This window comes from Bacillus cereus group sp. BfR-BA-01380, assembly GCF_022663535.1.
Classification (GTDB): domain Bacteria; phylum Bacillota; class Bacilli; order Bacillales; family Bacillaceae_G; genus Bacillus_A; species Bacillus_A cereus_BB.
The window spans coordinates 1-20,771 of the sequence record NZ_JAKUFS010000033.1 but is presented as its reverse complement, the minus strand read 5'-3'; the positions used below and the strand labels follow the sequence as shown (position 1 = coordinate 20,771).

Sequence of the window (20,771 nt, the reverse complement as noted above, 5' to 3'; positions counted from 1 at the left end):
AGATTAACCCTCCACATTATGAATTTTTCTTATTCAGCAATTGATCAACATAATCTTCTTTGTTTGTTTGACGTGTACGTGCAATTGATAATGCTTTTGCTGGCACATCTTCTGTAATTGTAGAACCTGCCGCAACATAAGCACCATCTCCAACTGTTACAGGAGCAACAAGGTTTGAGTTACAACCAATAAACACACCATCGCCAATCACAGTTTTAAATTTATTCTTGCCATCGTAGTTTACTGTAATAGAACCACAACCAAGATTTACATCTTCTCCCACTTGTGCATCACCGATATAACTTAAGTGAGACGCTTTACTTCTGTTTCCGAAAACAGTCTTTTTAATTTCAACGAAATTTCCAACACGAACTTCATTACCAATAACAGATTGCGGACGGATATGAGCGAACGGCCCAATTGCAACATCAATACCAATCTTACTATCATGAACAGTAGACTGACGAATAGTTGTATTATCGCCCACTTCACTATCACGTATGACTGTGTGCGGTCCAACTTCACAATTTGATCCAATAACAGTATAACCTTCAATAATTGTTCCCGGATAAATAACCGTATCATTACCAATTTTCGCATCACTAGAGATATACGTGTTGTTCGGATCAATAATCGTAACACCATTTACCATATGTTTATGGTTAATACGTTTTTTCATAATGTCTTCCGCTTGCGATAGAGCGACCCTGTCGTTAACTCCTAATGTTTCATCAAAATGCTCTGTTTGATAGGCAGATACAATATGACCTTCATTTTTCAAAATCTCAATTACATCTGGAAGGTAATATTCTCCTTGCACATTTTCATTGGAAACTTTAGAAAGGGAAGCAAATAGCGCTTTATTATCAAAACAATACGTACCTGTATTAATTTCTTTAATAGCTCGCTCTACTTCACTTGTATCTTTATGTTCGACAATTTTTTCAACGTGACCATTTTCATTACGAACAATTCGACCATAACCAGCAGGCTCTTCTATGTAGGCTGTTAATACCGTTGCCTTTGCACCTGCTTCTTCATGCTGCTTTAATAAAGCTTCCATTGTTTCTGCTGTAATAAGAGGTGTATCACCACAAATTACTAATGTTGTTCCTTCCTCGTTCCCCAGTGCATCAGCTGCTTGCATAACGGCATGCGCTGTCCCTAGCTGCTCTGTTTGCAATGCAAATTCACTTGCACTTCCTAATTGATCTTGTACCTTTTCAGCGCCGTGTCCAACAACTGTAACAAGTTTCTGCACTTCTAGCTGAGAGACTTGATCAACTACATGCTGTACCATCGGTTTTCCGCATACAGAATGTAGCACTTTGTACAAACTTGACTTCATACGTGTGCCTTTTCCTGCAGCAAGAATCACTGCAAATCTTTTTGACATATAGACCCTCCATCGCAACCTATTTATCCATTAAAGATATTATCCTAAATAACTATATATTTCAAGAAACACCTTGTAACTATTAAATTTTACCATAACTTTTATGTAATGTTTTAGTATTTCATATCTTTTTATGAAATAAGCTATACGATTCTCTTTTCATGAAAAATTGAGGCAACTATTATAGATAAAAATTGAAAAAATGATATAAAAACCCTTTTTCTTTTTAGAAGAGAGCATCTGGCCGCGCATAGAACCGATCAGGGCCTTTTCCCACCATAAAGTGAAACTTTAATCAGTGGGGGTTTTCTTCATCCCCCACTGATTATCAGCTCTCACCAATCGGGCTTTTACGGGCAGTTTATCTCCCACCTAACTTCTTAAGAAAGGCGGAAGCGGCTCGCTCAGAATCGCAGGACGCCCACGCACAGGGCGGAGAGGCGCTTTCTGCCTCGTCCGAGGGGGCGAAACGACCGGAGATTCTAGCCGCTAGAGCTGGACAACAAAGAAATGTGGAAGTGGCTCGCCCAGAATGTGAGGGGGATGGAGCTTCTGACGTAGAGGTGATTTTTACCTCGTAGGAAGAAGCGAAGCCACCGAACATTCTAGCCACCGGAACTGGACAATGCTTTCGCTGAATTTTGAGGTGGGAGTATTACTGCCCACAAATAGCGGGATAAACGAGTACAGGTCATGCTGTATTCTGCATGGTAGCGACTTATATGTTAAACAACCAAAATCGATTTATATAATATATGAAAACAACAACAAACTCCTGTAAATGCTTACAGGAGTTTGCCAAAATTATAGAGCTCTTCTTTTAGAGCTCTTCTTATTCGAATTTTACGAAGCTCCAGCTTCTTCAAACTCAACTTCTTCTAACTCGCCTAAACGGTGATACTCAGTTAAAACCGCATCTTGAATCTTAGAACGAGTATTAGAATTAATTGGATGAGCAATATCACGGAACTCTCCATCCGGAGTACGTTTACTTGGCATTGCTACAAATAACCCATTATTGCCATCAATTACACGAATATCATGAACAACAAACTCATGGTCTAGTGTAATAGAAGCAATCGCTCGCATGCGGCCTTCTGTGTTTACGCGGCGTAATCTTACGTCAGTCACTTCCATCTTGTGTTCACCACCCTTTTTCTAAATAAGCGATATATTTCTATAAATTCCACAAATGTTCTATTTTTCCTTCAATTTTTAAAAAATTTTTAAGATAAAAATTTCTGTATCAGTGAAATATATAAATAAACATAAGTTACCGCTTACAATTACTTATTTTATAAGAGCAATGACTTCAATTTCAACGGATACATCTTTCGGCAATTTCACTACTTGTACACAAGAACGTGCTGGTTTATTTGTAGAAAAATATGTACTATATACTTCATTTACCGCATCAAAATCATTCATATCTTTTAAAAATACAGTTGTTTTTACCACTGTCTCAAACGATGCTCCCGCTTCTGTTAATACGGCCTTTAAATTTTGAAACACTTGCTCTGTTTGGTCCTTTACATCCCCAGCCACAACTTCACCATTTACTGTTAAAGGAATTTGTCCAGAACTGTAAAACATATTATTTACAATCATACCTTGTGAATATGGACCAATCACCTGTGGCGCCTCATTTGTTTGAACTACTTTCATTGTTCCTCACCCTTTTATATTTTTATCCCGCTTTCACAAACTATCCCTAACAGGGACCTATTGTTTTAGCAGGCGGTAAACGTCCAAAATTGGAAGCTTACCGCCTGCTAAAACTTACTGCTCACGAATAGCGGGATAAAGTACCCAACTAGTAAAAGATTGTTATCAATCCTCACTGATAACAGTTTCATTTTATAAAAAAAGATAAAGCAGTTGCTTTATCTTTTCCCCGCTCTGAAGAGCGGGATCTTCTTTAAAACAATCTATTCAGAAGATTGTTTGTCTTATTCAGCTTCTACAATCATATCGGCAAATGGACTTAAAGAATAATTTCCTTCTTCCACTTGAATCGTCTTTTCTCTCACATCTACTTCAGACAAACGAATTAATGAAACAAAGTTATCTACAAGTCTTTCCTCAATATCACTTGATTCCACTAAAACACCAATGCCAACAACATTTGCATTAAATTCCTCAAGCATACTCATCATACCTTGCACTGTTCCGCCAGCCTTCATAAAATCATCGATGATTAATACATTCGCACCTTCCGGAAGACTACGCTTTGCCAATGTCATAGTTTGAATACGCTTAGAAGATCCTGATACATAATTAATACTTACTGTTGGGCCTTCTGTTACTTTATTATCTTTTCTAGCAATGACAACTGGGACATCTAAATAATTTGCTACTGCATATGCCAAAGGAATCCCTTTCGTTGCAACTGTCATAACAGCGTCAATTGGCTGTCTTGCAAATACAGAAGCAAAAAGTCTCCCTGCACTATTAATGTAGCGCGGATTACTTAAAAGATCCGTCATATATAAATAACCACCCGGAAGAATACGATCAGGATTCTCAAATAATTTACAAAGCTCATTAATAATTTGCTTTGCTTCCTCCTGGCTTATATATGGGATATATTTCACTCCTCCTGCTGCGCCTGGTACCGTTTGTAATGTGCCGACTCCTTGTTGTTCAAACGTTTGTTTAATAATGACTAAATCTTCACTAATAGAAGATTTAGCTGATTGATACCGCTCAGCAAAAAAAGTGAGAGAAACTAACTGACGAGGGTTTTGAAGCAAATAATAAGTCATATCGACTAACCTTGTACTTCGTCTAATTTTCACGCTCTCACCTCAAATTACGAATATTTTAAACAAATCATAACTTATTATACGTCTTTATTCAAGACCTTCTCGCTCTCCTAATAAACGAACTGCGTATACTTGATCACAAAATCCTTTTAAACCGTTATAAATACGGTGCATGCGTGAATCATGACGAACTAAACCAAAAACTGTTGGACCGCTACCGCTCATTAAAACTGCATCTGCACCGAAACGTTTCATCTGAGCTTTAATATGTGCAACTTCAGGATGCATTGAAAATGTTACATCTTCTAATACATTGCCAACAGCATGACAAATTCCCTCATAGTCACCATTTTGAATCGATTCAACCATACAATTTACATCTGGATGTGTTACACGATTTAATCGTAAATTCCCATATACGTCAGCTGTAGATACACCAATATGTGGTTTGGCCAAAATAACCCAGCAAGAAGGAGGTGTCTTAATGTGTTCGATCTTCTCTCCGCGACCTGTTGCAATGGCAGTTCCGCCATATACACAAAACGATACATCTGATCCAATCTCGGCACCTAATTCTGCAAGTTCATCAATTGTAAGCCCGAGATTCCATAATTGATTCAGACCTCTTAATGCTGCAGCTGCATCGCTGCTTCCACCTGCTAAGCCCGCTGCAACCGGAATCGTTTTTTCAATTGCAATAGATACCCCTCTTTTTACCTGAAAGCGTTCCTTTAATAATTTTGCCGCCTGATAAGCTAAATTTCTTTGGTCGTCTGGGACATAACGGTTATGAGATACAATTTCAATCCGGTCTTCAGATAGCTCTGTTAGTTCTAACCGATCTGCTAAATCAATTGTTGTCATAATCATTTTCACTTCATGATAACCGTCCGGTCTTTTCCCTAGTACATCTAACGACAAATTAATTTTTGCTGGTGCTTTAACTAGTAGTTTCAATCTATTCACCTACTCTATGTACTCAATCTTTTATCGTTTATTTTACCATAAATTTATAGTAGAACGATGACACTTTCCTAATTATAACGAAAAGCATCAAGAATGAAACTACTTATACACTGCGAATACAACTTTTTCGCGTGCAAAAAGCCGAGGAGCATCTCCTCGGCTACCGTAGCATAGAAGTATCTTACTGTTACTGGTTTTGTTTCATCAATTGCTGCTCTGCAATTTCAATTGCACGCTTAACCATGTTACCAGCATCTTTCGCACGAATTCCGCCCCATCCTTCTTTTTGCACGACATCATAAAATCCAAGCTCTTTTGCAAGCTCTTCTTTAAATTCACTTGACATGACTCCTCTTCGTCTACTCAACGCAAGTCCCCCTTTATCGCTACGGTACATTTAGTATGTGACACTACGAATTTCTTCAAATCCGGAAAATATATGTAATCAAACAAACCCCATCCTTAAACAGATTGTTCACCTAACATGATTTCATTATCTTGCGCATCATAAAAAGTAAGCTCAACGGTTTCTGTTAATACGTCTGCATAACTATAAGAAACACGCTGAAATGTCTCTTCTTGTTGGTCAAGTTGAACTACAAAAACCGAACGGTATGTTTCTGCCAACACACCAGACCGTTCTATCGTCTTCCTTCTTCCACTATTTGCTTTTAGCATAAGCCTCTGACCAAGATGATGATCCAAAGCACTTTTAATTTCATCTAAACGTTTTGACATATCATGCTACACCTCGCTGTAATTTGGATGGAAAGTATAAAAATACAAGTTATACATATATAGTCTGTACGTTCTTATACTTTTTTATCCAAATCGCAAAAAGCGCGTACATAAAAAGCAAGGCAAATGCTTACCTTGCTCACTCTTCATAATATTGAAAGGGCAATCCTGTTCGTAAAATTCCCTTTGTTTCAATTCCGCCAAGCCCCTTTTCACCGGTTACGGTATTGCGTACTACATCCCAAACATTAACCCCTTCCATAAAAGAAGTAAAGCTCACTTTTGCTACAACATATACTGGATCTAATGCATGAATATTAATACGGGACGGAGAGCTTGCAAAATTTGCTCCCGCTCGAATAAGGGCTTCGAAATGCGATTGACACGCCCCGGCAAAAATAACGGGGTGATCTAATGAAGGATACTTTTTTCGCACTGTACGTACAGCCTGTACAAAATGCTTAGAATGACGATAAGCTGCTAAATCTCCCATTTCTCCCTTTGATTTTGTATAAGCATCATGCCCAGTAATCACTAAGATATCAGGGCGAACATGCTCAATTAAATCTAGAACCTTCTCCTGCATCTCCGTTTCTTTACAATGAATTCCCTGTACAGGTACACCTATTTTCGTATATAAATCTAAGCATTTTCTTAAATATAAAGGATCCCCATCAAGGTGGAGCACTTTACCTGGCATTTGAAAATAATTTACTTCATTTGTATAGCCGCCTGTTGACCGGTATTCTTGGCGCTCTCTCATCAATACATAATCCTGTTGAAATAAGCGATATGCCTTTTCTATTGTTTCTCGTTCCTGTTTCACCCTTTTCGTATAATCCCGTTGATCGACAAGAACTAAATCTTCTATTGGTGCATCTGCTACGAGCCGAAATTCTTCCCCAAACAAAATTGCTATCGTGTCTTTTATTTCTGTTACTCGAAAAAGAAGGTCGCGCTTATAAGACTTTCTCTCCACTAAATCTCCAACGTGTACAGCCATCCTTTTACCTCCAAACTCGTAGGGACATATAACTCACTACGTTCTGTTTTAGCCTATGAACTTACAAGAAAAAGGTGACAAAAAAGGTAGCTCAAAACGAGCTACCTTTTACATTTTATATGAAAATAAAGCATTGCTTAACTTTGCAAATTCTTCAATTGATAATGTTTCGCCTCTTCGTTTCGGATCAATTTCAACTTCTGTTAATATACGTTCAAGTAATACTTTATCCTTTGGAAAACCATTTAAATTATTAGATAAATTATTCATTAATGTTTTACGTCGCTGCGCAAAGCTAGCACGTACGACTTCAAAGAAGAACGCTTCATCTTTTACTTCCACAAGCGGCTTTGGACGTCTTAGTAAACGAATAACTGCTGAATCTACATTTGGCTGTGGTACAAATACTGTACGCGGAACCGTCATCACCGTTTCTGGCTCTGTATAGTATTGAATAGCAATTGACAAGGAACCATAATCTTTTGTTCCTGGGCGAGCCGCTAAGCGATCTGCTACTTCTTTTTGCATCATCACCACAAAACCACGCACTGGTAATTGTTCCTCTAATAACTTAAATAAAATTGGTGTTGTCACATAGTATGGTAAGTTCGCTACCACCATTACATCTTGACCTTCTTCAAACTGCTCTTGAAATACTGTATTTACATCAGCTTTTAAAATATCCTTATTAATTACAGTTACATTATCATAAGGCGCTAATGTCTCTTCTAGAATAGGTAACAGGCGTTGATCAATTTCAAACGCTACAACTTTCTTAGCACGCTTTGCCAACTGCTCTGTTAATGCTCCAATACCAGGCCCAATCTCAATTGCCCCGCTCTCAGATCCAACCTCTGCATAATCTACAATCCGATTTAATACATTTGTATCAATTAAAAAGTTTTGTCCTAAACTCTTTTTAAATGAAAATCCATACTTTTCAACAATATCTTTCGTACGATTTGGCGTTGCGATATCTTTCATTTCTTTTCCTCCTGTAATACTTGCTTATACGCTTTTGCAAAATCCTGCTTTGAAATTTGGAACATTTGCAAACGTTTATGTAACTGCTTTGCATTTGTATAACCGATCTTTAATAGCTTACCCATTCGTTCTCTACGGCTTTTTGCTTTTTCTCCACCAACGAGTCCCGCTTCCACTAAGTCAATCCACTCAATCTCGCTTGTGTACTCTTCCATCTCTCCATGTAAGTTTTCCAAAGCGCGCCGGATAGATTCGTTAGAGGCATGTTCAATTCCAACGCCCTTCTTTCGCTTCGCTAATGCTTCTTCTTTCGGTAAGAATGCGTGCTTACAACCTGGTACTTTCTCAGAAATAATTTTACGAATACGTTCTCCAGGATAATCAGGATCTGTAAAAATAATAACACCTCGTGTTTGTTGCGCCAGTTTTACCTGTTCAATGACATGATCTCCAATTGCCGAACCGTTCGTTTCAATTGTATCTGCATCTACTGCACGTTTAATGGCAACTGTATCATCCTTACCTTCTACAACAATTATTTCTTTAATCTTCATAACTTCCTCCACACTCATTTCACATCTCTAATTAGTAAAACAAAAAAACGCCTACTTTTCCATTATTATTTTCCTAGTTGATACAATTTAAAAAGCAGAGGAGAAAAAGTTCCTCTGCCTACCATATTATTGTAACACTTTAATCTTTACTTGTTTTCTTCCCCAAGCATCTGCCTGTGGTTCTGTTGGCATAAGAACATCAATACGATTCCCTTTAATTGCTCCGCCCGTATCACCAGCAACTGCATATCCGTATCCTTCTACCCATACCTTTGTTCCAAGAGGAATAATCCGCGGATCTACTGCAATTAATTTCATATTTGGATTTGCCCCATAATTATAACCTTCTGCATCACCTAAAATATGCTCTTCTTCTTTTGTTCCAACAGCTACAATACGATTTTTTTCTTCTTGCACGACTTCTTCTTTCTGTAAGTTTCTTAAAACTTCATTTCCATCCTCTTTAATGACTTCAAATACTTTCTTCTTTTTTCCTTCTATTCCCTCTTGAATCACTTTTTCTGTTCCCTTAAGGAGTGAAGAATCCTCTTGTCTCACTTCAGTAAAGGAAATTGGTTCTTCCACTGCATCGCTTACTTTTTCTAATCGAACCACTTTGACCTTCATATTTTGCTGCATCACTTCCTGTAAAGCTGGTTCTACTCTATCCATTTCACTTAGTGATACTTGTCGTTCTTTCAAAAAGTTAGCGACAGTAGTCGAAGTTGACCATACTTGCTGCTCTTGACCGCCAACATGTAATGTAACCGGGAATGCTTTTTGAACCATAATTTTTTGAGTACCTTCTAACGATGTATGCAAACTAGGATATACTTTATCATGTTCACTAATTTCAACATACTCTTCTACTAACAAATCTTTTACTGTTTTTGCTGTTGATTGTACTTGTTTCTCTTTTCCATCCACTATAATCGTAAATGGCTTCGCTTTTTCGACAATTACTTTCATTTCATCCTTAATTTTCGCAGAAAGTGCTGGATATATATGATCTTTTGCTGCCACTTGAATCTTTTCTTCCTGTAACAACTCACTTACAGTATTCGCATGTGTATAAATTTCTTGTTTCTTTCCATCTACTTCAACAGTTATTTTATCTGTTGTTCCCGCATACGTTACTGTCCCAACAGATCCGGAAATAATTAATACACTCGTAAATCTTACTACTAATTTTTTGCTCACTTCTAACCTGGATAATAAATTTTTAGCATTTGCAATCACAATAAAATACCCTCCCTGTCTAGATCAGAATTATTAACTCTCATTCTCCTACTATTTCTAGTAGTGTTACTTATCTGAAGATAAACATAGGTGAAGGAAGAAAGAGAGGAGGAATACCTCCTCTGCTTCACATTATTGAATACCAAATAGTTTTTTTGCATTTTCTGTTGTTTTGATCGCTACTTCTTCATAAGATAGTCCTTTTAATCTTGCAATTTCCTCTGCAACAAGCTTTACATAGCTTGGTTCATTTCGTTTTCCACGAAACGGATGAGGAGTTAAATACGGACAATCTGTTTCGATTAAAAGACGTTCCATTGGAATTTCCATTGCAACTTCTTTTGGTTTCTTTGCATTTTTAAAGGTTACTGGCCCTCCTAATGAAATTAGAAAATTCATCCCCACACACTGCTTCGCAACTTCAACACCACCGCTAAAACAATGCATGATTCCTCCTACTTCAGAGGCATTTTCTTCTTTTAAAATATTTACGATATCTTGCGTTGCATCTCGATTATGTATAATGATTGGTAAATTTACCTTTCTTGCTAGCCTAATTTGTTTACGAAATACTTCTTTTTGCACTTCTTTCGGAGACTTATCCCAATGATAATCTAAGCCCATTTCACCAAGTGCAACGACTTTGGGATGAGCTGCTAACTCTTCCAGCCATTTTAAATGTTCTTCTGTCATATCAATCGCATCAACAGGATGCCAACCAACAGCTGCATAAATAAAATCATATGTTTCTGCCAATTCCATTGCCTTTTTGATGGTCACCTCATCAAAACCAACCACAACTGTATAAGAAACACCCGCTTCTTTCATTCTTGCAATTACTTCCTGTAAATCCTCTTCAAATTGCTCTGCGTTTAAATGTGAATGTGTATCAAACAACATAATAAGAACTCCTTTTATTTGAAATAAATTCTATCATAGGGGAAAATTACTTTCCTAACAGGACAATAACAACCATATTACAATTTTGATACAAAAAAGGGAAATTTAGAAAGATTTTCAACAAGAAAAAAGATGCTTCACAAATGTTACACGTGAAACATCTCTCATTTTGTCGTTATTACTTAATTTTTGTACCATTTGGTAAATTTTGATCGACTGTCGCTAATGACAATTTTCCATTTTCTTCGCCTGCCAAAATCATACCTTGTGATAATTCTCCACGTAACTTTACTGGTTTTAAATTTGTAACACAGATAACTTTTTTCCCTTTTAATTCTTCTGGAGAGTAAAATTTAGCAATTCCAGAAACAACTTGTCGTTTTTCTGTGCCTAAATCAAGTTGGATCTTTAACAGCTTATCTGCTTTTTTTACAGGTTCTGCATCTAGTACTTCTGCTACGCGTAAGTCTACTTTAAAGAAATCATCAATTGAAATTTCTTCTACCTCTGGCGCCGCTTCTTTCTTTTCTTCTACTTTTGGAGCAGATCCTTTCATTTGTTCTTTAATATATTCCACTTCTACTTCTACTTCTAAGCGCGGGAATACAGGTTGTCCTTTCACAACTTTTGTACCAGCTGGAATGCAGCCAATTGTAGAAAGGCTATTCCAAGTTTTATATTCTTCATCTGTAATTCCAATTTGTTCAAAGATTTTCCCTGGTGTTTCTGTCAAGAATGGCATTAACAGAATTGCTATTTGACGAAGTGTTTCTGCAAGATGTGCCATAACAGAAGCCAGCTTCTCGCGATCACTTTCATCTTTTGCTAGTACCCATGGCTGTGTTTCGTCGATATATTTATTGGTACGGCTAACAAGCTGCCAAATTGTACTTAGTGCTACTGAAAACTCCATGTTTTCCATTGCATTTTCCACTTTTTGTAGTGTGTCTTTTGCAAATGTTACTAAAACTTCATCAAACTCTGTTACATTTGCTTTATAGGCTGGAATTTCTCCGTCAAAATATTTATCAATCATTGCTACTGTACGATTTAATAAATTTCCTAAATCATTTGCAAGATCGAAATTAATACGCTCAACAAATCCTTCTGGTGTAAATACACCATCTGATCCAAATGGTACTTCACGAAGTAGATAATAACGAAGTGCATCTAAACCATAACGATTAATTAGCGTGACAGGATCTACTACATTCCCTTTTGATTTACTCATTTTTCCGTCTTTCATTAAAATCCAACCATGCGCAAATACTTTTTTCGGAAGTGGTAAATCAAGAGCCATTAAAATAATTGGCCAATAAATTGTATGGAAACGAACAATTTCTTTTCCTACTAAATGAACATCTGCTGGCCAATATTTTTTATACTTTTCTTCATTCTCCGTTCCGTATCCTAATGCCGTAATATAGTTAGATAATGCATCTACCCATACGTAAATAACATGCTTCGGATTACCCGGTACACGAACACCCCAATCAAAAGAAGTACGAGAAACCGCTAAATCTTCTAATCCAGGTTTAATGAAATTATTAATCATTTCATTTTTACGTGATTCTGGTTGAATGAAGTGTGGATTATCTTCATAGAACTTTAATAGTCGATCTACATATTTCCCCATTCTAAAGAAGTAGGATTCTTCACGAACAAGCTCTACTTGGTGGCCACTATCTGGGCTCTTCCCACCAACTATTTTCCCGTCCTCCATCACTGGATCAACAAGTTGATGCTCTGTATAAAACGTTTCATCTTGTACAGAATACCAACCTTCATATTCATCAAGATAAATATCACCTTGATCAACAAGTTGTTTAAAGATTTTTTCCACAACTTCTTTATGACGGTTTTCTGTTGTACGAATAAAATCGTCATAAGAAATATCCATTTTACTCCACAGTTCTTTAATTCCTGCCACGATGTTATCAACGTATGCCTGTGGTGTAACATTTAATTCTTCTGCTTTTTTTTGAATCTTTTGTCCGTGTTCATCAGTGCCTGTTAAGTAGTACACATCGTATCCTTGCATACGTTTATAGCGCGCCATTGCATCTCCCGCTACTGTCGTATAAGCATGTCCAATGTGAAGCTTTCCACTTGGATAATAAATCGGAGTTGTAATGTAAAAGGTCTTATTTTCCTCTGTCATTATTTTAAACCTCCCAAATGACCTCATATGTATTTATATACAGTATATCAAAAACTTACGTATAAAGACGAGTGTATGTGCTATATCTTTATCATCTATTACTCATATCAATGAAAAATATACATTTCTATATTTCGACACTATCATTAAAATTCTAAGAATAAAATAAATCTTTCTATATATCTATTATTTTTTAGTATATATAATAAACATATAGATCCATTTTAATTTTTCGACATATAAGTCGCTACGGTGCAGAATAAAAAGTGACTGCTACTGGCCGTTTTAAACCTTGTATGTGGCAGGAAAAGGACCTGACCGCTTCTATGCACGGCCAGATGCTCTCGTCTCCCCTAAAAAGAAGGGGTTTTATCTCAATTTTTCAACTTATAAATAGATGCGAAAATCTACAAAACTTTTATAAATTTTATAATTAAAGAATTGACGGAAATGTAAATGATTGGTATCATATGTTCATAGGGTATTTTGTCGAAAAATGGCGAATTGAAATAGACTTGCAGAATATGAGGAGGAAAAACAAATATGAAATCTACTGGTATCGTTCGTAAAGTTGATGAATTAGGACGCGTTGTAATTCCAATTGAATTACGTCGCACACTAGGTATTGCAGAAAAGGATGCTCTTGAAATCTACGTTGATGATGAAAAAATCATCTTAAAAAAATATAAGCCAAACATGACTTGCCAAGTCACTGGTGAAGTTTCTGATAGTAACCTTTCATTAGCTGAAGGTAAAATCATTTTAAGCCCAGAAGGCGCAGAGCAAATCTTAAATGAATTACAACAATTTATCGCAGCAGCAAAATAAAGCTTCTCTTTTAGAGAAGCTTTATTTTTTTTCAACATGATATGCTTGATATACGTCTCTTTTCGACATATTTCGATCCTTTGTAACAATTTTAATTGCTTCTTTAGAAGAAAGACCTTTCTCTTTTATGTAGTATTCGACATGTTCCTCAACCGTTAATGATTCCCACCATGCCTCTTCGCTAATTGCTTCTTCTGTAGAACCTTCTACTAAAACACAAAATTCCCCACGCACTTCATTTTCCTTTGCCCAATGAATGACTTCTTCTAAAGAACCACGAATAAATTCTTCAAATTTCTTCGTAAGCTCACGACATAATACAACGTTTCTATTTCCTAATACATCTTTCATAGAGACTAATGTTTCCCCTAATCGATGCGGTGCCTCATAAAACATCATTGTATTTGGAATATAACGTAGCTTCTCTAACTCTGCTTTACGTTCTTTTTTATGGCGCTGTAAAAAACCATAGAAATAAAAGTGTTTTGTTTCTAATCCCGATGCAATTAACGCTGTAAGTGCAGCGTTTGCTCCAGGAAGAGGCACAACTGGGTACCGCTCTGCTACTGCTTGTACAACAATGTCATAGCCAGGATCTGAGATGCATGGCATACCTGCATCACTGACAAGTGCTACCATTTTCCCTTGCTCTAACATATCTAAAATTTTTTTCCCGCTCACTTCTTTATTATGTTCATGATAACTCATTACTGGTGTTTCAACTTCGAAGTAATTACATAGCTTTTTCGTTTGCCTTGTATCTTCTGCTGCAATAAAATCTGCTTCTTTTAACATGCGAATTGCACGAAATGTCATATCTTCCAAATTTCCAATTGGAGTTGGAACTAAATATAATGTTCCTCTTTCATTCATCTGAAAACTTTTTTGCTGCCACATAATAATCTCCTTTTTGTATATACTCATCTTTTTGTTTCCGTTTTAGCTGCTTGAAACGATATTCTGCCTGCATCGCAGTTCTTTTTTCTTCATAAGTTTCAAAGTATTTTAATATAACAGGACGCCTTGCTCTTGTATAACGTGCTCCTTTCCCGCTATTATGGGCCTTAATTCGCTTCTCTAAATGGTTTGTATATCCTGCATAGTAGCTTCCGTCAGCACATTCAACAACATAAAAATAATGTTTATTCTGCTCCATATAAAATCGCATTCATTTCTTTCGTATATTTATTATTCTCTTCATATACAAAAAGAGGTGGCAAAATTTTCAAATCTGCATTCCCATCTTTAATACCTTCAATTAATAATGTATTAGCTTCTTTACCTGCTTTTGGATATACAAATTGGAGACGTTTTGGCTCAATCTTATATTTTCTCATAAGCGTTACAATATCAAGCAAACGACCAGGTCGATGTACAAAAGCCACTTTTCCTCCTTGCTTAACAAGTTGGCTGCTAACACGCACAACATCTTCTAGTGTGCACATAATTTCATGACGAGCAATTGCTAAATGCTCATTTAAATTTTGCTCAGATGGTTTTGGCGTTTGGAAGTATGGTGGATTGCATGTAACAACATCAAATTGATGTCGTCCCAATTGCTCCGGCATATGCTTCAAATCGCCATGAATAAGCTGTATTCTCTCCTCTAAATCATTATATTGAACACTTCTAACACCCATGTTGTAAATACGCTCTTGTATTTCAACTCCCGTAATCTTCCCTTTCGTACGGGAACTTAATAAAAGCGGAATCACTGCATTACCAGTACATAAATCTAATACATTCCCTTTCTGAATGGGCACCCACGCAAAGTTTGCCAATAACACTGCATCTAATGAAAAATTAAATACTGACGGACTTTGAATAATTTTCATATCTTTTGATAGTAAATAATCTAAACGTTCATCTTCATACAACTGCATATCGTTCTTTCCTTCCTTATCATTCAAACTTTATTTTAGCAAACGTTAAGACAATTTACCTATGTTTACAGCAGTCTAACGTCCATTACTTCTATTTTGGTTATATGTACAAAAAATTACCTTTCCAATTTATTGGAAAGGTAATTTTATTTTTTATTTAAAAATGATAAACAGAATAAGCAATCCCCTTCTTTACGTACACTTCCATAATGCAAATTGCAAATATGAAAACCTTCCTGGTACAGGCGTGCTAGATTATCATATCCTTCACCGATATCTATTTTAGGCTTTATTTCTTTTCGCTTATTCGATTTTTGTTTCTGCTTATTCTGAACTTCTTCAAAACGATTCCGCAAATTTTCATTTTCCATTTTAATATGTTGGTTTTCTTCCAGTAGCTCTGCGAGATGCTGCTTTAACTCTCCCAACTGTTTATAAAGATGTCCAATTTGCTCTTCCATACTGGAAACCGCTGAAAAAATATCCTTTTTCTCCACAAGCACCCACCTCATTAATCTGTGGTTTGACTCGAAACGACCCCTTTATTCATTAATTCATCTAACGTATACTCTACTATCCGTTCCTTGTCTACTAACTCCACTTGAATTAATCTTTCTAAAATATTTAATCCGATTACACGACCAAGACCATGCGGTGTTTGTATCTTCTCATCTAAATCTGGAAGCTGCTCTTTCGCTGCTTCATATTCATCATTTTCATACTTTAAACAACACATCAATCGACCACATAACCCTGAGATCTTCGCAGGATTTAACGATAAATTTTGATCTTTTGCCATTTTTATGGATACAGGTTCAAAATCACCTAAAAAAGTAGAACAGCAAAGCATTCTGCCACATGGACCAATACCACCTAGCATTTTTGCTTCATCACGAACACCAATCTGTCTTAATTCGATTCTTGTCCGAAAAATAGCCGCCAAATCTTTTACAAGCTCGCGAAAATCGATGCGACCGTCCGCCGTAAAATAAAAAATAACCTTATTACGATCAAATGTATATTCCACATCAACAAGTTTCATATCAAGATCATGCTCGATTACTTTCTCCTGACAAACTTGATACGCTTCTTTTGCTGCACGTTTATTTTCCTCAACAATTGTACGGTCATTTTCATTTGCAATCCGAATAACTTTCTTTAGTGGTAGTACAACATCATTTTCATCAACTTGTTTCTTCGTGATGACAACTTTTCCATATTCGATTCCCCGTACTGTTTCCACAATTGCAAACTCATTTTCTGAGATATCAAATTGATTTGGATCAAAGTAATACACTTTTCCGGCCTTCTTAAATCGAACACCTACTACATCATACAAACGGTCATCCCTCCTGCAACCGCAACACTAACTGCTCGAACACAAGCTGCGCATTTACATTAGCGTTGATTCTATTTTTTGCTTCTAATATATTGAAAAGAGCCGATACAATGCGCTTTTGAGAATAGGAAAAAGATTGGAATAACCCTTTTTGGTCTTGAAAAACGAGACGCTCTTCTTCTCCCAATTGAACATATAATAAATCCTTATAAATAAGGAGCAACATATCTAATCCTAGCTGTAGTTGTTCTTTCTCTCCAAAATGCTTCACCCACTTCTCCTGTACAAAAAAAAGAGATGTGGTATCTTTCTCTAGGGCTTCACATAATTTTATCACTAAAGTTCGTGCTTGTGCAAACCATTCATCATTACAAAATGACAGTGCCTCATCAAAACTATTTGTAAGTTCCGCTGCAAGATTCCCTAAGGAAATACTTACTTTTTCACTTTCTAAGCGGTTAACCAAAGCATTTTTCGGAAGTGGCCTAAAGGTAACAATTTGACAGCGCGATAAAATAGTACTTAAAATTTGATGGCTTTGCTCAGTTAATAAAATAGCCGCTGTATCACTACTTGGTTCTTCTAAAAATTTAAGCAGTGTATTTGCAGCATTTGTTGTCATCTTATTGGCATGCTCAATAATATATATTTTTTTAGTTGCTTCTAGACCTGTTTTCGAAAACTCTTCTTGTAATTCATGAATTTGCTGTTTCTTAATGGATAGACCATCTGGTGCAACAATATATACGTTTGGGTGATTGCCCGAATCAATGCGTCGGCAATTCGTACATGTATGGCAAGGTTCTACTCCATTTCGTTGTAAACAAAGAAAGCTTTTCGCCATTTGCGTAGCTGTTTCTAGTTTACCTGTTCCTTTTGGCCCTTCTAACAAATAAGCGTGGGATATACGCTCTTTTGCAATACTATTCATTAACATTTTTACAACAATGGGTTGTATAAGAGACAGTTGCTCCCACGTCTTCGTCATATTCCATACCTCACTTTTTATACTTTCTTCTATTATAACAATTTTTGTTCAATAAGCTGAGTAACTTCTTCTACAACAGCTTCCATTGGTTGATCTGCATTTACAACGACAATGCGATCTGCAAATCGATTTACTAATTGTAAGTATCCTTCACGAACACGTTTATGAAATTCCATGCTTTCTAAATCTAAACGATTCACTTCTCTATTATCATCTTTTCTAATGCGCGCTAAGCCAACCTCTGGTTCAATATCTAAATAGATTGTAATATCCGGCATACAATCTTCTGTCGCAAAACGATTAATTTCAAATACCTTATCAACGCCAAGGCCCCTTGCATATCCTTGATAAGCAAGAGAGCTATCTATAAAACGATCACATATTACAATATAATTGTCCTCTAAGGCTGGCATGACCTTTTCTACTAAATGTTGTCTGCGTGCTGCAGCATATAATAATGCTTCTGTGCGTGCTTCCATCATTGTATGCTCTTTTTTATGTAAAATAGTACGAATTTCTTCTGAAATCGCAATCCCACCCGGTTCACGTGTTGCCACTACTTTTTGTTTCTTCTCCTCAAAGTACGGCAATAATTTTGTAATTAATGTAGATTTTCCTGACCCTTCTGGCCCTTCAATTGTTACAAACAATCCCTTCATCCTTAAAACCTTCTTTCCCTATATATCGTATACAGTAATATTTTTTATATTTCCTTGAAAGCGCGCACCAATCTCTTCTAAAGCGGAAATTTGATTTATGTGCTCTAATGTAATTTCCTCTCCATACATGATCAGTGGAATCCCTGGTGGATACGGTATAATCATCTCAGCCGCAATCATGCCTAACGCCTCGCGTAATGGTACAACTTTTTTCTTATATTTTTCCAACTGCTTATATGTAAATGACAAAGAAGATAAATGATTTTTATAAGGATAATTTATACGCGGCTTACTATCTTCCACATCGTATGAGCATAGTGCATCTTGTAGCTTCTCAATCACTTTTATATACTCTTCATTTACTTGGAGCGGTAAAATAAGTAAAACATTATATGGATCTGCCATTTCAACATAGATACCTATCTCTTCAAATACACGTTGTAATTCATATCCGGAGAGCTTACAGCGTGTTTGCACCGTTACTTTTAATACATCTTGTATTGGATAGTCTAAAACAGCAAGTTGCGGAATACGATTTAATGCCTCGCGAAACCGCTGAGTAAATGCAGCGATTTCCTTACACCCTTCTTCTTTTACTTTCGCTAATACAAAACGAGCTATATCTAGTGAAGTCATTATTGGATAAGATGGACTACTAGATTGCAGTATATTTAAATAAGAAGAAACTTTTTCTTCATCAACGAGCGAACTATTTACATGTAAGTATGAACCCATTGTCATTGCTGGTAATGTTTTATGCGCCGAATGAACAACAATATCAGCTCCATACGCAAGCGCTGATGTTGGGAAAGGTTCCCCAATGCAAAAATGTGCTCCATGTGCCTCATCTACTAAAACTGGAATACCCTTTTTATGTGCTAATGCAATACTCTTTTCTAAATCTACACCCATACCATAATAGTTAGGATGCGTTAAAATAAGAGCCTTCGTTTGTGGATGTTTCCGAATTGCATCTTCAATCGTTTCATACGGGACACCAACTGGTACACCATATTTTTCATCAATCCATGGCTCTAGAAAGACAGGACGTGCCCCAGTCAATTTAAGCCCATTCATAATCGATTTATGAGCGTTTCTTTGTACAAGAACTGTATCGTGTTCATTACAGCACGCCAACAGCATACCTAAATTCCCAACCGTTGAACCATTAATTAAAAAATAACTTTTTTGTACTCCATATAACTCTGCTAATAAACATTGTGCTTCTTCTATACATTCAAATGGACTATGAAGGTCATCAAGTCCAGTAAGTTCTGTTACATCAATAGAAAGTATATCATGAAAATACTTTTGTGCTTCATGGGGAAAGTTCGTTCCATTTTTATGCCCTGGAACATGAAAGGATACAGGCTTCTTACTCGCAAAAGTCTTTACTGCTTCATATAAGGGCATTTTTCTTTGATCCATATTCACTCTTCCTTACTTTTCATTCTCTCTATATTATACAGCGATTTTTACAAAAAAAAATAATAGGCAAATATGCCTATTTTTCTATATAAGTCCATTTTAATTTTCCAACACATAAGTTGCTGCTATGCAGAAAAAAATGACCACTACTTGCTTTCTCCCTTTATTTTAATCCTTGCATGTGGCAGGAAAGGCCCTGACCGTTTCTATGCACATCCAGATGCTCTCGACCACCTAAAAAGAAAAAGGTTTTTATCTCATTTTTTCCATTTGTATTTTTCGCAATTGCTGTAAATAAAACATATACTTTGGATCATTTGTATTTGTTTCTATCATTTCTCGTTCACATGATTCACATATGAAACTCGTATACAAATGAATTCCACTATCCTTTTTATGTTCACACACAATACAAACTTCTTCCTTTGTTGTGACATACCCCATATATTCGCCTATTTATCGTATTCTATCTAACCATTACTATATAAAATTAGACCAACGATAAATAAACTGTTCCTCCCCTCTATATGAAATGACAACATACATCTATAAGCGTTAACAATTTTTTGAAATATATACATCCTTTATACTTTTAGTGTATGAATTATTTCTAGGCGAAGTGTCTGTCTGATGCTTAGTTGAGATTGCTCCCCCTAAATAACGCGCTGGATAAAGTGAAACTTCCATCAGTGGGGAGTTTCTTCATCCCCACTGATGGTTAGTTGAACCAATCGGGCTTTTACGGGCAGTTATCCCCCACCTATCTTCTTTGCTTCTCTCTAAATTTTGAAGTGGGGGTCTTACTGCCCACGAATAGCGGGATAAAAATAAAAAGACGAGTCCACTGACTCGTCTTTCGTTTGCCTGGCAACGTCCTACTCTCACAGGGACAAAGTCCCAACTACCATCGGCGCTAGAGAGCTTAACTTCCGTGTTCGGT

General features: G+C 36.5%; 23 protein-coding genes and 1 rRNA gene. 1 reads left to right on the top strand and 23 read right to left on the bottom strand.

Annotation, left to right across the window (positions count from 1 at the left end; all coding sequences use genetic code 11):
* Positions 1-16: 16 nt before the first annotated feature.
* From glmU to metG, 13 genes are all read right to left on the bottom strand, one after another.
* Positions 17-1,396, bottom strand: coding sequence for a bifunctional UDP-N-acetylglucosamine diphosphorylase/glucosamine-1-phosphate N-acetyltransferase GlmU (glmU, locus tag MR076_RS22395; protein WP_242224268.1), 1,380 nt, complete (start codon positions 1,394-1,396; stop codon positions 17-19).
* Between the two features lie 843 nt (positions 1,397-2,239).
* Positions 2,240-2,533 carry a septation regulator SpoVG gene (gene spoVG, locus MR076_RS22390; RefSeq protein WP_000454042.1) on the bottom strand — a complete coding sequence of 98 codons (294 nt, stop codon included), beginning with the start codon at positions 2,531-2,533 and terminating at the stop codon, positions 2,240-2,242.
* A gap of 153 nt (positions 2,534-2,686) precedes the next feature.
* Positions 2,687-3,061, bottom strand: coding sequence for a RidA family protein (locus tag MR076_RS22385; RefSeq protein WP_242224259.1), 375 nt, complete (start codon positions 3,059-3,061; stop codon positions 2,687-2,689).
* 284 nt (positions 3,062-3,345) lie between these two features.
* Entirely contained in the window at positions 3,346-4,194 is an 849-nt protein-coding gene (gene purR / locus MR076_RS22380; protein ID WP_242224257.1) for a pur operon repressor, read from the bottom strand.
* Between the two features lie 54 nt (positions 4,195-4,248).
* A complete protein-coding gene (ispE, locus tag MR076_RS22375; protein WP_242224255.1) occupies positions 4,249-5,118 on the bottom strand; it encodes a 4-(cytidine 5'-diphospho)-2-C-methyl-D-erythritol kinase in 870 nt (289 codons plus the stop codon).
* A gap of 196 nt (positions 5,119-5,314) precedes the next feature.
* Complete coding sequence (gene sspF / locus MR076_RS22370; RefSeq protein ID WP_242224252.1) at positions 5,315-5,494, bottom strand: acid-soluble spore protein SspF; 180 nt, start codon at positions 5,492-5,494, stop codon at positions 5,315-5,317.
* Positions 5,495-5,589: 95 nt separating this feature from the next.
* Positions 5,590-5,865 carry a biofilm formation stimulator Veg gene (gene veg, locus MR076_RS22365; protein WP_242224250.1) on the bottom strand — a complete coding sequence of 92 codons (276 nt, stop codon included), beginning with the start codon at positions 5,863-5,865 and terminating at the stop codon, positions 5,590-5,592.
* 139 nt (positions 5,866-6,004) lie between these two features.
* Positions 6,005-6,868, bottom strand: a complete 864-nt coding sequence (yabG, locus tag MR076_RS22360) for a sporulation peptidase YabG (protein ID WP_242224248.1) — start codon at positions 6,866-6,868, stop codon at positions 6,005-6,007.
* Between the two features lie 108 nt (positions 6,869-6,976).
* Positions 6,977-7,852 carry a 16S rRNA (adenine(1518)-N(6)/adenine(1519)-N(6))-dimethyltransferase RsmA gene (rsmA, locus tag MR076_RS22355; RefSeq protein ID WP_242224246.1) on the bottom strand — a complete coding sequence of 292 codons (876 nt, stop codon included), beginning with the start codon at positions 7,850-7,852 and terminating at the stop codon, positions 6,977-6,979.
* Positions 7,849-8,406, bottom strand: coding sequence for a ribonuclease M5 (rnmV, locus tag MR076_RS22350; protein WP_242224244.1), 558 nt, complete (start codon positions 8,404-8,406; stop codon positions 7,849-7,851). Before rnmV ends, rsmA begins: the two co-directional genes overlap by 4 nt.
* A gap of 126 nt (positions 8,407-8,532) precedes the next feature.
* A complete protein-coding gene (locus tag MR076_RS26625; RefSeq protein ID WP_242224242.1) occupies positions 8,533-9,645 on the bottom strand; it encodes a G5 and 3D domain-containing protein in 1,113 nt (370 codons plus the stop codon).
* 132 nt (positions 9,646-9,777) lie between these two features.
* Entirely contained in the window at positions 9,778-10,545 is a 768-nt protein-coding gene (locus MR076_RS22340) for a TatD family hydrolase (RefSeq protein ID WP_242224240.1), read from the bottom strand.
* A gap of 178 nt (positions 10,546-10,723) precedes the next feature.
* Positions 10,724-12,706, bottom strand: a complete 1,983-nt coding sequence (metG, locus tag MR076_RS22335; RefSeq protein WP_242224239.1) for a methionine--tRNA ligase — start codon at positions 12,704-12,706, stop codon at positions 10,724-10,726.
* Positions 12,707-13,249: 543 nt separating this feature from the next.
* On the opposite strand from metG, the gene MR076_RS22330 reads away from it, so the two are divergent.
* Complete coding sequence (locus MR076_RS22330; RefSeq protein WP_020062162.1) at positions 13,250-13,534, top strand: AbrB/MazE/SpoVT family DNA-binding domain-containing protein; 285 nt, start codon at positions 13,250-13,252, stop codon at positions 13,532-13,534.
* 21 nt (positions 13,535-13,555) lie between these two features.
* Here the strand turns inward: MR076_RS22330 and rsmI are convergent, their stop codons facing one another.
* From rsmI to rrf, 10 genes are all read right to left on the bottom strand, one after another.
* On the bottom strand, positions 13,556-14,431 hold the full coding sequence (gene rsmI / locus MR076_RS22325; protein ID WP_242224238.1) for a 16S rRNA (cytidine(1402)-2'-O)-methyltransferase: 876 nt from the start codon (positions 14,429-14,431) through the stop codon (positions 13,556-13,558).
* Entirely contained in the window at positions 14,400-14,690 is a 291-nt protein-coding gene (locus tag MR076_RS22320; protein WP_090918170.1) for a GIY-YIG nuclease family protein, read from the bottom strand. The genes rsmI and MR076_RS22320 overlap by 32 nt, the downstream gene beginning before the upstream one ends.
* Positions 14,677-15,417: a tRNA1(Val) (adenine(37)-N6)-methyltransferase gene (locus MR076_RS22315; protein WP_242224237.1), complete on the bottom strand. Its 741-nt coding sequence runs from the start codon at positions 15,415-15,417 to the stop codon at positions 14,677-14,679. The genes MR076_RS22320 and MR076_RS22315 overlap by 14 nt, the downstream gene beginning before the upstream one ends.
* Positions 15,418-15,563: 146 nt before the next feature.
* Positions 15,564-15,914: a DNA replication initiation control protein YabA gene (yabA, locus tag MR076_RS22310; RefSeq protein ID WP_242224236.1), complete on the bottom strand. Its 351-nt coding sequence runs from the start codon at positions 15,912-15,914 to the stop codon at positions 15,564-15,566.
* A gap of 14 nt (positions 15,915-15,928) precedes the next feature.
* On the bottom strand, positions 15,929-16,756 hold the full coding sequence (locus MR076_RS22305; RefSeq protein WP_242224235.1) for a PSP1 domain-containing protein: 828 nt from the start codon (positions 16,754-16,756) through the stop codon (positions 15,929-15,931).
* A gap of 4 nt (positions 16,757-16,760) precedes the next feature.
* A complete protein-coding gene (gene holB, locus MR076_RS22300; RefSeq protein WP_242224234.1) occupies positions 16,761-17,744 on the bottom strand; it encodes a DNA polymerase III subunit delta' in 984 nt (327 codons plus the stop codon).
* A gap of 32 nt (positions 17,745-17,776) precedes the next feature.
* A complete protein-coding gene (gene tmk, locus MR076_RS22295; protein ID WP_242224233.1) occupies positions 17,777-18,403 on the bottom strand; it encodes a dTMP kinase in 627 nt (208 codons plus the stop codon).
* A gap of 18 nt (positions 18,404-18,421) precedes the next feature.
* Positions 18,422-19,831, bottom strand: coding sequence for an aminotransferase class I/II-fold pyridoxal phosphate-dependent enzyme (locus MR076_RS22290; protein WP_242224232.1), 1,410 nt, complete (start codon positions 19,829-19,831; stop codon positions 18,422-18,424).
* Positions 19,832-20,083: 252 nt separating this feature from the next.
* A complete protein-coding gene (locus MR076_RS22285) occupies positions 20,084-20,275 on the bottom strand; it encodes a sigma factor G inhibitor Gin (protein ID WP_242224231.1) in 192 nt (63 codons plus the stop codon).
* Between the two features lie 418 nt (positions 20,276-20,693).
* Positions 20,694-20,771: ribosomal RNA gene (gene rrf, locus MR076_RS27000) — 5S ribosomal RNA — on the bottom strand; the annotation flags it as partial.